Annotated in this window: 7 protein-coding genes and 3 pseudogenes; 2 read left to right on the top strand and 8 right to left on the bottom strand. The window is 47.9% G+C overall.

Annotated features, from left to right (window positions below; genetic code table 11):
* Positions 1-74: 74 nt before the first annotated feature.
* The 5 genes and pseudogenes from BH712_RS25310 to BH712_RS23370 all read right to left on the bottom strand — a co-directional run bounded on the left by BH712_RS25310 (position 75) and on the right by BH712_RS23370 (position 7,414).
* Positions 75-1,628 (bottom strand): annotated as a pseudogene (locus tag BH712_RS25310) (TnsD family Tn7-like transposition protein).
* 40 nt (positions 1,629-1,668) lie between these two features.
* Positions 1,669-3,116 (bottom strand): annotated as a pseudogene (locus BH712_RS23355) (ATP-binding protein).
* Positions 3,116-5,240: pseudogene (locus BH712_RS23360) on the bottom strand (transposase). Before BH712_RS23360 ends, BH712_RS23355 begins: the two co-directional pseudogenes overlap by 1 nt.
* Complete coding sequence (locus BH712_RS23365) at positions 5,227-6,069, bottom strand: TnsA endonuclease N-terminal domain-containing protein (RefSeq protein ID WP_000090707.1); 843 nt, start codon at positions 6,067-6,069, stop codon at positions 5,227-5,229. Before BH712_RS23365 ends, BH712_RS23360 begins: the two are co-directional and overlap by 14 nt.
* 142 nt (positions 6,070-6,211) lie before the next feature.
* Positions 6,212-7,414 carry a BaiN/RdsA family NAD(P)/FAD-dependent oxidoreductase gene (locus BH712_RS23370; protein ID WP_039274588.1) on the bottom strand — a complete coding sequence of 401 codons (1,203 nt, stop codon included), beginning with the start codon at positions 7,412-7,414 and terminating at the stop codon, positions 6,212-6,214.
* 228 nt (positions 7,415-7,642) lie between these two features.
* Between BH712_RS23370 and pitA the strand changes: the two genes are divergently transcribed.
* Positions 7,643-9,142, top strand: coding sequence for an inorganic phosphate transporter PitA (gene pitA / locus BH712_RS23375; protein WP_006808559.1), 1,500 nt, complete (start codon positions 7,643-7,645; stop codon positions 9,140-9,142).
* 54 nt (positions 9,143-9,196) lie between these two features.
* On the opposite strand, the gene uspB is transcribed toward pitA, so the two are convergent.
* Positions 9,197-9,532: a universal stress protein UspB gene (gene uspB, locus BH712_RS23380; RefSeq protein ID WP_003861224.1), complete on the bottom strand. Its 336-nt coding sequence runs from the start codon at positions 9,530-9,532 to the stop codon at positions 9,197-9,199.
* Positions 9,533-9,815: 283 nt separating this feature from the next.
* Here uspB and uspA point away from each other — a divergent pair, with 283 nt between their 5' ends.
* Entirely contained in the window at positions 9,816-10,253 is a 438-nt protein-coding gene (gene uspA, locus BH712_RS23385; RefSeq protein ID WP_003861223.1) for a universal stress protein UspA, read from the top strand.
* 83 nt (positions 10,254-10,336) lie between these two features.
* Here the strand turns inward: uspA and rsmJ are convergent, their stop codons facing one another.
* A complete protein-coding gene (rsmJ, locus tag BH712_RS23390) occupies positions 10,337-11,086 on the bottom strand; it encodes a 16S rRNA (guanine(1516)-N(2))-methyltransferase RsmJ (RefSeq protein WP_006808560.1) in 750 nt (249 codons plus the stop codon).
* 7 nt (positions 11,087-11,093) lie between these two features.
* Entirely contained in the window at positions 11,094-13,136 is a 2,043-nt protein-coding gene (prlC, locus tag BH712_RS23395; protein ID WP_032673448.1) for an oligopeptidase A, read from the bottom strand.
* Positions 13,137-13,198: the final 62 nt, after the last annotated feature.

Below are 13,198 nucleotides of genomic sequence, written 5' to 3' on the forward strand. Positions count from 1 at the left end.
TAAGTTATACATTATCTGTGAACGCAGAAGAAAACTGTGCCACAATTCATTTTCGTAAACCATATAACTCCCTCTTATTTAATTAGTTCCATTTTTCTGAGAAGTATCATTGTCATTGGTAGTTTCTCTGTATTTCAAAAGCCAGCCATGCCCTCCCAGTAAAGCATCTAGACTTGTAAGTGACATCGAGTACTGCCCCTGAGATAAAACATCATTTATTAATGATGATGAGATAATATCTCTCTCGCTCCAGTCTACTCTTTTATTTTTATAGCATCGTATTGTTTTAGGAAGACAGGAATTAAGCCAGTCACATTCATGTTTATTTAGCCAATAGAAACTTGCATAACAACTTTCTTTGACTAACTTTCGTGTTATAGAAACGGATTGATTATGTATAAATCTTAATATTTTCTGCTTATGACGCCGTCTTAAAGAATCTTTTTTACATTTTTACGCCATGAGCATAAACCGTAACAAGATGAATTACAGAGGATACAGCTCCTTCCGATAATGAGTTTTTCTCAGCTATGGGATGCCAGACTAAACCCCCTTACAGCCATAGACTTGATAAGCAATTCAGTGAATATATTATTTTTGTGTTCGCTAAACGCCCTCAGGTATTTTTTATAAATAAGTGTTTTAATGTAACATCTGCTGCGACTAAATTCCTTCCCAAGGTTGCTAACACTAGTATTATTTTCAACTATATGAAAACTGTATTTCTTATGACTTTTAAAGATTTCTTTCTTTTTATTAGTACGACTTCCTGCATACGTTGGCCAGCAAGTATTTAACAAACAATAACAAAAGCAAAAGATGCTTTGTGGGATGCTGACAACATTTGTCTTTGAGTATAGGCTCCCAGTAATGATAATCAGTTAGGGATGTTGGTATAAGTCCCGATGAACCCTCCCCAAATAACTGGCACTTAGCATAAACATGTGCGTAGAATACATTTTTCTTTAAATTTCCATCCAATGATAATAAATTCAACTTTTTAGTACATCCATGTAATTGGGGTGTGTAATATCTTTTCTTCTGATTATATTTAGGGACTTATAACAAAACTTAGCAAAATCGAAGTCTATCTCATTGCTAAGTTGTTCTGTATACGAAACAGGAGGCATCAGTCCAATACGTATGTGCGGTGAAGAAGGGACATGGATGCTTTCAAGCGCTACCGGATGCCGATGGCAGGTTGTAACCCCATGAAGCTGATGCGCCAGATGCCAATAAGTAACACCATAATGAAAAGTATCTTCACGAGCGCAAACCGGGCAAAACTTCAATAGTGTGCGCTGCCCCTAGTGAAAAATTACTAAGGCGGCCACAATCGATTAAGCCTGGCAGGGGTCGTGGTTGAAATCCATAATTTCATTACGACTGATTGGTAGTGGCCCAGGCAAAAAGAGGGAGTAAAGTCTGTTCATGCCAGAGCTGATCTGCCCTTTCGGATGTATGAGAGAAATAGCCTTTAATCCTGAATTGAGAATTGGATGGACGTTCATATCAGGTTTGTTGAAAATGATCGTTAACAGAGAAGATGGGGACATACCGTACACGGTAGTTGTCCGACAAAACCGGCTGAACAAGGATTCATCAGGCAAAACAGGCAACATTCTCATTTCCCACACCTCTCTTTGACCGTTACGAACTGTTACCTCATTACAATTTATTAAGTGGATCTATATTTATAAGCCCGCAACGCTGAAGAGCATCGTAGGTATTTTTCTTTTCAGCTGTTCTGTTGATAACAAGATCGTGGTCAAGAGACAGTATTTTCTCGTCGAAATTGCGCAAAACCTCGTCTATTTTTCCTACGAATTCCTTGTGCTGTGGCCTGTCTATATCCCCAGGGATCAAAGACTTTAGGGACTTCTCTGCCATGATTTTAGCCGAAGCATCACCCTCATTAGATGCAGAGAGCCATTTAGCTTCCTCATCTTCAGTCGCGGCCCCCGGGAGTGGAGTATCCTTATATTCCTCCGTATGACTCACGAGTACCGGTACAGAGGCCGACAAGACTGCGCCAGTGATGATTTCATTGCCGCTACCGATAACCTTTAATTGTGCCCCCGATAAATCATCTGAGCCAATCCAATATTGCCTTTAGATAAAATGAATAATTTTTCGTTTAACTCATCATTTAATGGAGTTTCAACATTTGTCCATTGTAATGGCCATAAATAATGAATAAACGATTGCCAGTCTTGTGAATCGTATCTAACATTCTTAATTTTCATGTAACCACCAGACTCTGCCCGCCTGGCAATTCTCATTTTCTTTGTCAGCGTCTCGTCAAAAGGATGATTTCCACAAAAAACCATAGATACCCCCATGGAATCTACAATTTCATGTAAAAAATCAATCAACTTACTCTCACCCCCGGTTCTTGAAAATTTAAGCCTCTGCATTTCATCAATAACAAGGATACCCAAAAATGATGATTTAATTCTTTGTGCAATCTGGCGAGCCAGAGCACCATTTCTAATCTCAGGTGTAGTTCGTTCAATACCAATTGCATCATCTAATTTTTGTAAAATCTCTTCACAAAGGTCTCTCACACTTGAATTGTATGGACAATTAATCTTTACCCATACAATTTGCTTACTGAAGCCGGGAAAAACTCCTTTATAGCTGCTGTGTTCTATAATCTGAGGGAAATGATCCATGACTTGCTCAATCATGGTAGTTTTTCCAGAACCACTCATTCCAACTATCGTAATAGTTTCAGCCTGGGATTTAAAATATCCACTTTCTGGCTCAATATCAGGACGCTCATTTCCATAGTAATGAAGATATTGAATTGTTCCGCTTTTTAAAGGATTACGAGCTGCATAGCTTTCCCTAAGTGCCCGTAAGATCATCTTATAAGCCTGGATAAGATTGGTTTGAGGGCAACGGAATTTCTTTATACGTTCGACATACTGCTCTCTAACATTCGCCGGGGCAGTCCAGCGGATTTTTTCGTCAATTTCGGGGAAATAACTCATTTCCAGAAGTACTTCATCTTCCGTAAGCGCTTCAGGAAGTGCTTCAATTAAGGGATTGCACGATACTCAGGTAACTTCCTGTTCTTTATATATCGCTGAAACGCGCCGTATAAGATTCATTATTCTGCGTCCTCAGTCTTCTTCGTTACCTTTTAACCATCTTTGTTTCTTCCTCCCGGCCAGGCAAAAGCAGAACATTACTGGATGAAGGAAGTAGGGGTTCAGATCTTCCATTAGCAACATGAGTTCGCCCTAATGAATCAAGTTCATTTTTCCTGTTCTTTTTAATATCTTTACCATGTACCCGGCGAGATTCGTATATTTCATTTAATCTTTCGTTACCTTTCCTGTTAAATTCATCTTTATTATTGATATTGCTGAGCGAATCCAGAGTAAATAAATTAATTTCTTTTTGAGTATCTACCCAATCAGCCATTACATCTGTATCAAGATGAGCTTTCCCTTTAAATACATCTCTTTTCTTAAGTAGGTAATGTTTTTTGAAAATGCTATTTTTGTCAAATCTTACATATATATAATCTACGCAATTGTCATCTATTCTTGCTTCACAAGTGGTTCTTCCAAATACTCTGACACCTGATGCAATTTCAGGATCACATTCATAAAAAAGATTATTGTACTGAATCCCACCGGCGGTAATGTTAGCGTTCACAGGGATTAACAATCGTGCGATCACTTCGTCGGCCCCAACGGCTCTTGCGCTGAATCTCCCGTGCTTTAAGCTTATCATCCAACTATTTTTTGGTGATATTACGAGATCATTTTCAATCAGTAAGGATTGATATAAGCCAGTTCCTCATACGTTCTCTGATTATGTGCAAGTATCTCCCGAATCAGTAAAGACGTGACCTCCTGAATCGTTAAACAAGCCCTGGATTGCGGTGTTGGCTCTCCTTTAACAATCTTTCCCCTTCGTGTTGTTCCAATAAGCCTATGAATAACCTCATCATTCAGAATGCCGAAACAGCGTTCAACAATGCTTTTTCTGTCGCCTCTACCGACTGGCGCAAACTCAAGTTTTGTCAGGGGGGTCATCTCTTCCTGAGGTTTAAGACCAATCATCTCCCCGTTGTCACACATCAATGTTAATGGAATGTGAGAACAAGGCCAATCATCATCAGTAATAGAGATTCCAAATAATCTACAATATTCTTTTTTTGGCATAAAGCAATTTGCTAACGCTTGTCGGGCGGCTCGCCATGAAGCATGGTATAAAGAAACATGAAGGCCAACAATCATTCTTGTTGCACGATCCACCACTGTATAAATAGTAGGACGCCCAATGACTTTTCGTCTGTTTAAACTCGAAATAAGATGTACATCAGCGACAGTTGAGTCTATTTCGAAAACATCACCCGGCAAAACAGTTGTATTAGCCACACTACCTAAAAGCGCCCGCATTTTGAGGTCTATTTCTTTTTTCGTGTTCTTCTTATTTATCGAGAAATCTTTAGTGAAGAGTTTTTTATTCCAGTATGAAAATTGTTTTAAAGAAGGAACATATGGAGCTCTATTTTCTAGGTTTGCTGTTTTAATTTCATCCCTAAAATACAAATCAATATGTCTCTCTAATGTTTTCTTTATCGTATCTCCGTTAACTTTATAATGATACGTAATGAGAGATTTTCTAATATTATTTATATCTCTTTCATTAAGAATGAAAACACGTGATCGTTCATTAGGTAATGCTCTGTTTTTTTTGGAATTCCCAAGTTTAATTTCATGTTTGATTCTACTTTTCCCAGCGGCGCCACAGTTCGAGAATGCGGGTAGCAATGCATAAATATCCTGCCCATGTCGCCAATACAACGCCAGAAGCGTTCTGATAGTATATTGTGATATTTTTTTATTTCTTGAGTAATCCATTAAAAGGTGCGACTTTTTATGTAATGCATAGTCGAACAGAAACATTCTGTCATCTACAAGATCTTTAATGATATTGTAATTTTCATCTCGCCTTCCTCTGTCTTTATCTGTTAATTCTTTCTCATCTACTAACATATATGAAGGATATATATAATCTTTACAAGTTATGCTATTTGATTCAATATAATATTTAAACATTGAAAATGAGAAAGGGATTGGCTTACCCGTTCTTTCTGATTTTATTTTAAACAAAATTAACAAATCGACCTTTCTGTCAAAATCCAAAACACGGTAAAGTCCCTCTGCAAGCAAATCAGTGCCTTGAGAGAGCCAGACTGAATTCCTAATAATATCCATTTGCGTTCAGTCCTATATAGTGGTCATTGGAAATTATCTTTATCAGACCGGTTTCGAGTATTGGATATGATAAATCAACATTTATCATTTTTAATCCAATCATTGCCTGCAATAACATCATCGCTTCTTGTGCATCTACCCCAAAGATTGATGAAATCATTGCACGTAGTCCTACTATGGGATAAACATCTGGTTTAAGCTTCCATAGGATTTTATCAAGAGGATATTTATCATAAAATTCAGAACCATCTCTTAATACAGAAGTAGCCCAGCAAATGTTTTTACCGACGACGTTATTGAGTTCCGAGCCAACATAAATTTGAAACTCAACATCAATCAACTGCCAAAACATCCTCTCTATTTCAAGTTTTTGGGCTTCGCGTTCAGGTATGCTCTCGTTATGTTTTACTGCTATAGCTTTGTATCGAAGTCCGCCTTCAGGAGTTCTCAAGGTCAGTAAAAAATCGGTTGTCATAACATTCAGAACTTCGACAGGTACTCCTCTTACTCCCCTCACCATAGGATGTTGAAAATGTAGATGATTTGCTATTTGTTGGGTAAGCCGGAGAGGAAAGAGTGGGAATTGTTCCCGGATATCAATCACCGAGTCATTAAACTCAGCCAGATAGAAAAAGTTACTTTCGACAGAAGAAAGGAGATGATGGTTTCGAAACGTCTTAAGGCCAAAGACTATCGAACGGTTTCCACGGGATTTAACGTCCTGAGCTCTAAGCCAGGGCTGATAACTTTGGCCATAGCCCACTCCTATGCCGTCACCTAGCGCATTTTCATAATCCAAATAGGATTTGAGACGCCTACCCCTAGCCATGATCGTACCCTAAAAACGACATTGATACGTACCTATATGTGCATTTTATAGTCTCCAACCCTATAACCACACATTCAGTAAGTATACAACATTAGCGTCGTTTTTTGAGAATGGTTACAACTTTAGTGCTTTGTGTACAACTTTATTGTCCTCGGACATCAGCGAGTGCCTGCGCGCATGCCCAGGCACTAGCCCACGCCCACTGGAAGTTATACCCGCCGAGCCAGCCGGTAACATCCATCACTTCACCGATGAAATAAAGACCCGGCACGTTGCGGGCTTCCATCGTGCGGGATGAGAGTTCGTTTGTATCCACGCCGCCCAGCGTGACTTCCGCCGTGCGGTAACCTTCGGTGCCGTTTGGCTGTACGCGCCAGTTCGTCAGCGTCTCTACCAGCGTTTCCTGCTCGCGGCTGTTGAGCTGCTTAAGCGCGACATCCGGAATTTGCCCTAACACCTGCAAGCACTCCACGAGACGCTTCGGCAGCTGCATCGCCAGGGTATTTTTCAGGCTTTGATTCGGGTGCGCGGCGCGTTGCTCGTTGAGGAAGGCGTCCAGATCGCAGTCCGGCACCAGGTTCACGGAGACAAACTCCCCCGGCTGCCAGTAACTGGAGATCTGCAATACCGCTGGCCCCGAGAGTCCGCGATGGGTGAAGAGCAGGTTTTCGCGGAATACCGTGCCGTCTTCGGCCGTAATGACCGATGGCACAGACACGCCGGAGAGCGTCTGAAGCTGTTCCAGCAGTGGCTTATGCAGCGTGAACGGTACCAGCCCGGCGCGGGTGGGCAGCACCTTCAGGCCAAACTGCTCGGCAATTTTATAGCCGAACGGCGAGGCGCCCAGCCCCGGCATCGACAGGCCACCGCTGGCAATCACCAGGTTATCGGCGCTGACGGTTTCGCCGTTTAGTTGCAGCGTGTAACCCTGCTCGTCACGGGCGACGTCCAGCACTTCGGTGCGCAGGCGCATTACCACGCCGCCCTTCTCGCACTCGGCCACCAGCATATCGACGATTTGTTGCGCGGAGTCGTCGCAGAACAGCTGTCCCAGCGTCTTCTCATGCCATGCGATACCGTATTTACCCACCAGTTCGATAAAATCCCACTGGGTGTAGCGCGCCAGCGCAGACTTACAGAAATGACGGTTCTGGCTCAAATAGGCCGCAGGCTCGACATAAAGATTAGTAAAGTTGCAGCGCCCACCGCCAGACATCAGGATCTTGCGACCAGGCTTTTTTCCGTTATCCAGCAGCAGCACACGACGACCCGCTTGTCCGGCCATCGCCGCACAAAACATACCCGCCGCACCGGCGCCAATTACTACGGCATCAAACCTTTCCACGTCAAAATCCTCTTCGTTAACTGCCGCGGATTGTAAAGTTTCCTCAGTGGTCGCACCAGCGTAAAAAGATATTACAAAGCCATTTCATTGATATTTAAAGATTATCCTTTCAGGCACTTTTCTCAATTCAGGTGGTATGTCAAAAAAAGTCTATATTTCACTTTGCCCGTTGCGCATTTGTCCTGGATAATGCGCCGCGTTCATGTCCTCAAAATGGCGTAACGTCCTATGCTACATTTGTTTGCCGGCCTGGATTTACATACCGGGCTTTTACTATTGCTTGCTCTGGTTTTTGTGCTGTTTTACGAAGCGATCAACGGCTTCCACGACACTGCAAACGCAGTTGCAACGGTTATCTACACTCGCGCAATGCGATCGCAGCTTGCGGTCGTTATGGCGGCGGTATTTAACTTTTTTGGTGTCCTCCTGGGCGGACTGAGCGTTGCGTATGCGATCGTGCATATGCTGCCAACGGATCTGCTGCTTAACGTGAGTTCCGGTCATGGCCTGGCCATGGTGTTCTCAATGCTGCTTGCTGCGATTATCTGGAACCTTGGTACCTGGTATTTCGGCCTGCCGGCATCCAGCTCTCACACCCTTATCGGCGCGATTATCGGTATCGGTTTAACCAACGCCCTGATGACCGGTACATCGGTTGTTGATGCGCTGAACCTCCCTAAAGTACTGGGTATTTTCGGCTCTCTGATCATCTCTCCTATCGTGGGTCTGGTGGTCGCGGGTGGATTGATTTTCATCCTGCGTCGCTACTGGAGCAACACGAAGAAACGTGCGCGTATCCACCTGACGCCAGCAGAGCGTGAGAAGAAAGACGGCAAGAAAAAGCCGCCGTTCTGGACGCGTATCGCGCTGATCATTTCCGCTATCGGCGTGGCCTTCTCTCATGGCGCGAACGATGGTCAGAAAGGTATCGGTCTGGTGATGCTGGTTCTGATTGGCGTCGCACCGGCGGGCTTCGTGGTAAACATGAATGCCTCCGGTTACGAAATCACCCGTACCCGTGATGCGGTAAACAACGTTGAGACTTACTTCCAGCAGCATCCTGATTTGCTGAAGAAAGCCACCGGCGTGGACCAGCTGATTCCTTCTCCGGATTCAGGCGCAACGACGGCACCGGGCGAGTTCCATTGCCATCCGGCAAACGCGGTTAACGCGCTGGAACGTGCGAAAGGTATGCTGGCCGATATCGAAAGCTACGACAAACTGGCTGTTGAACAGCGCGGTCAGCTGCGTCGCATCATGCTCTGTATCTCCGACGTGACCGATAAAGTCGCGAAGCTGCCAGAGGTTAATGCTGACGACAAGCGTCTGCTGAAGAAACTGAAAGGCGATATGCTCAACACCATTGAGTACGCGCCAATCTGGATCATCATGGCGGTCGCACTGGCGCTGGGTATCGGTACGATGATTGGCTGGCGTCGTGTGGCGACCACCATCGGCGAGAAGATCGGTAAGAAAGGCATGACCTATGCGCAGGGTATGTCCGCGCAGATGACGGCGGCAGTGTCTATCGGTCTGGCGAGCTACACCGGTATGCCAGTCTCCACCACCCACGTACTCTCTTCGTCCGTGGCAGGTACCATGATTGTTGACGGCGGCGGTTTGCAGCGTAAAACCGTGACCAACATTCTGATGGCCTGGGTGTTCACCCTCCCGGCGTCCATCCTGCTGTCTGGCGGTCTGTACTGGATTTCGCTGAAGCTGATTTAATCGGCTAAAGGCGACAAAAAAGCGGGTCAGGAAACTGGCCCGCTTTTTTTATGCTCAGTGCCAAATCATCAGTGCAATCATGCTCACCACAACCAGACCACACAGGGCGCTGGTCAAAATGAACTGACGACGCAGGCGCTCGCAGCGACGGATAAACTCTTCATCGTGGTGATCGCGGTAACGCTGGTAGTAGATATACCCCACCAGACGCATCTGCTTGCTGGGCTGTCCATGCGAGGTGAAGAATCCTCCACCGTCCACATACTGATACAGCAACGGATCGCAACCACGAAGTACCACTAACAGCGCACGTAATGATGAGAAGTAGCGCGCCATATTCACTATGCAAACTACGCATAACGCCCAAAACAATGCGACGGTGCTAATCATACATCCTCCCCGGCGTCCGCCCACGAAGCAAGGCTCCTGAGCTACCGCACCCCAATGCCCTGACAGACAGTTCAGTGAAAGAATGACCAAAAGTCGATCCGGTTCGCGTTTTAATATCCGAACGGCTCATTAAATAGTGTAGGAGATCCGTTAATTTTTTTGCCACAAGGTTAATCGTTATCAACACCAAAGCTTGAAAAATATGTTTAACTGGGCCGTAATGAAAGTATCAGACGACGGCATTCTCATTTAGTCATCGATAACTTAAGGAAGGAGTAACACTATGGCTTACAAACACATTCTCATCGCGGTAGACCTCTCTCCGGAGAGCAAAGTGCTGGTTGATAAAGCAGTATCCATGGCACGTCCCTACAACGCGAAAGTCTCCCTGATTCACGTTGATGTGAATTACTCCGACCTCTACACCGGTCTGATCGACGTAAATCTCGGCGATATGCAGAAACGCATCTCCGAAGAAACTCACCATGCCCTGAGCGAACTGTCCACTAACGCGGGCTATCCGATCACTGAAACCTTAAGCGGTAGCGGCGATCTGGGCCAGGTGCTGGTTGACGCCATTAAGAAATACGATATGGATCTGGTGGTATGTGGTCATCATCAGGACTTCTGGAGCAAGCTGATGTCTTCCGCGCGCCAGCTGATTAATACCGTTCACGTGGATATGCTGATTGTCCCACTTCGTGACGAAGAAGACGAGTAAGTGCGTTAAATACCCCTCACCCCAACCTCTCTCCCCATAGGGGCGAGGGGCTCGATCGTTCCCTCTCCCCTATGGGGAGAGGGCTAGGGTGAGGGGACATAAATATCAAACCGGTGCCCTTTCGTGGTCACCGCGTTAGTGGTCGCTACGTCCGCCAGCGGCGGCGCGTAGTCCGGGCGCTTGACCACCACCCGCTTCGTCGCGAGCTGACGAGCAGGCGCCAGCAGGCCATCGGCATCTAAATCTGGCCCCACCAGCGACTGAAACACCCGCATCTCTTTCTTCACCAGCGCGCTTTTCTGCTTATGCGGAAACATCGGGTCGAGGTAAACCACCTGCGGACGCGGGGTGATGTCCGTCAGCGCCGTCAGGCTGGAGGCGTGAATAAGCTGCAAACGTTCCTGTAACCACGGACCGATTTCCGGGTCCGCGTAGCCCCGCGCCAGCCCGTCGTCGAGCAGCGCGGCGACAACCGGATTGCGCTCCAGCATCCGCACCCGACAGCCGACAGACGCCAGCACAAAGGCATCGCGCCCCAGCCCCGCCGTGGCATCCACCACGTCCGGCAGATAGCTCCCTTTAATGCCGACCGCTTTGGCCACCGCTTCGCCGCGACCACCGCCGAACTTACGCCGGTGCGCCATCGCGCCGCCGACAAAATCGACAAAAATGCCGCCAAGCTTCGGCTCGTCGCGCTTGCGTAATTCGAGATGCGCTGTAGTCATCACCAGCGCCATCAGGTTATCTTCATCATGTTCCAGCCCCCAGCGGGCCGCCAGAACAGATAAGGCGCCGTCCCCGGCGCCCGTTTCATCCACTAAGCAGATCTTCACGTATCAATCAGCCTTTGATCCCGTAATGCTCAAGCATCGCATCCAGCTGCGGCTCGCGGCCACGGAAGCGTTTGAACAGCTCCATAGGCTCTTCTGACCCGCCGCGGGTCAGGATGTTGTCGAGGAACGACTGACCGGTTTCGCGGTTGAAAATCCCCTCCTCTTCGAAGCGAGAGAAGGCGTCCGCCGCCAGCACGTCGGCCCACAGGTAGCTGTAGTAGCCTGCGGCGTATCCGCCTGCGAAGATATGGCTGAACGCATGCGGGAAGCGTCCCCAGGTTGGGCCTGGAATAACGGCGACCTGCTTTTTAATCTCGGCCAGCGTTTCAAGGATTTTCGCCCCCTGCTCCGGGCTGAATTCGGCGTGCAGGCGGAAATCGAACAGGCCGAACTCCAGCTGACGCAGGATGAACATCGCCGCCTGGTAGTTTTTCGCCGCCAGCATTTTATCCAGCAGTTCCTTCGGCAGCGGTTCGCCGGTCTCGTAGTGGCCGGAGATAAACGCCAGCGCGTCCGGCTCCCAGCACCAGTTTTCCATAAACTGGCTTGGCAGTTCGACCGCATCCCATGGCACACCGCTGATACCGGCCACGCCAGCGGTTTCGATGCGGGTCAGCATGTGGTGCAGGCCGTGACCGAACTCGTGGAACAGGGTGATCACTTCATCGTGGGTAAACAGCGCAGGTTTGCCGCTCACCGGACGGTTAAAGTTACAGGTCAGGTAGGCGACCGGTTTTTGCAGGGTACCATCCGCTTTACGCATCTGGCCCACGCAGTCGTCCATCCACGCCCCGCCGCGTTTGTTTTCACGCGCATAAAGATCCAGATAGAAGCTGCCGCGCAGTTCGTTTTTCTCGTCATACAGCTCGAAGAAGCGCACGTCCGGATGCCAGACGTCGATGTCGGTACGCTCTTTCGCGGTAATGCCGTAGATGCGTTTTACCACTTCAAACAGGCCGTTAACGGCTTTGTTTTCCGGGAAGTACGGACGCAGCTGTTCGTCGCTGATGCTGTAAAGGTGCTGTTTCTGCTTTTCGCTGTAGTACGCGATATCCCACGGCTGAAGCTCGTCCACGCCAAACTCCGCTTTCGCAAAGGCGCGCAGCTGAGCCAGTTCCTTTTCACCCTGAGGACGGGCGCGTTTCGCCAGATCGGTGAGGAAGTCGAGCACCTGCTGCGGGTTCTCGGCCATTTTGGTGGCGAGGGATTTATCCGCGTAGCTGTCGAAGCCCAGCAGCTGAGCCAGCTCATGACGCAGGGCGAGGATCTCCGCCATCACCGGGCTGTTGTCCCATTTGCCCGCATTCGGCCCCTGATCGGAGGCGCGGGTGCTGTAGGCGCGGTACATCTCTTCGCGCAGAGCCTGGTTGTCGCAGTAGGTCATCACCGGCAGATAGCTTGGGATATCCAGCGTTAACAGGAAGCCTTCCTGCTCTTTCGCTTCGGCCTGGGCTTTTGCCGCCGCCAGCGCGCTTTCCGGCATACCCGCCAGTTCGGATTCATCGGTAATCAGCTTCGTCCAGCCCATGGTGGCATCAAGGACGTTGTTGCTGTACTGGTTGCCCAGCTCAGACAGGCGCGCGGCAATTTCACCGTAACGAACCTGCTTCTCTTTTGGCAGACCGATACCGGACAACTCAAAGTCACGCAGCGCGTTATCGACCGATTTTTTCTGCGCCGTGTTCAGTTCGGCATAGTGGTCGCCGTCGCGCAGGTCGCGGTAGGCTTTGTACAGCCCTTCGTGCTGACCGACCCAGGTGCTGTACTCAGAGAGCAGCGGCAGGGTTTGTTCGTAGGCTTCGCGCAGCTCCGGGCTGTTTTTCACCGAATTCAGGTGGCTCACCGGGGAGAAGATACGTCCCAGCACGTCGTCCACTTCGGCCAGCGGCTGACACAGATTTTCCCAGGTGTACGGCGCGCCTTGCGCAACCACGCTTTCTACCGCCGCGCGGCAGTTGTCCAGCGACTGGGTAACGGCTGGAACCACATGCTCAGGGAGGATTTTAGAAAACGGTGGCAACGAAAAAGGCGTCAGTAATGGATTGGTCATAAACGCTGTCCTGTTGAAATAGATGAATGAAGCGCGCATCCGGCGCTGTGCATATTGTTCAG

The organism is Enterobacter hormaechei ATCC 49162, from assembly GCF_001875655.1.
GTDB lineage: Bacteria > Pseudomonadota > Gammaproteobacteria > Enterobacterales > Enterobacteriaceae > Enterobacter > Enterobacter hormaechei.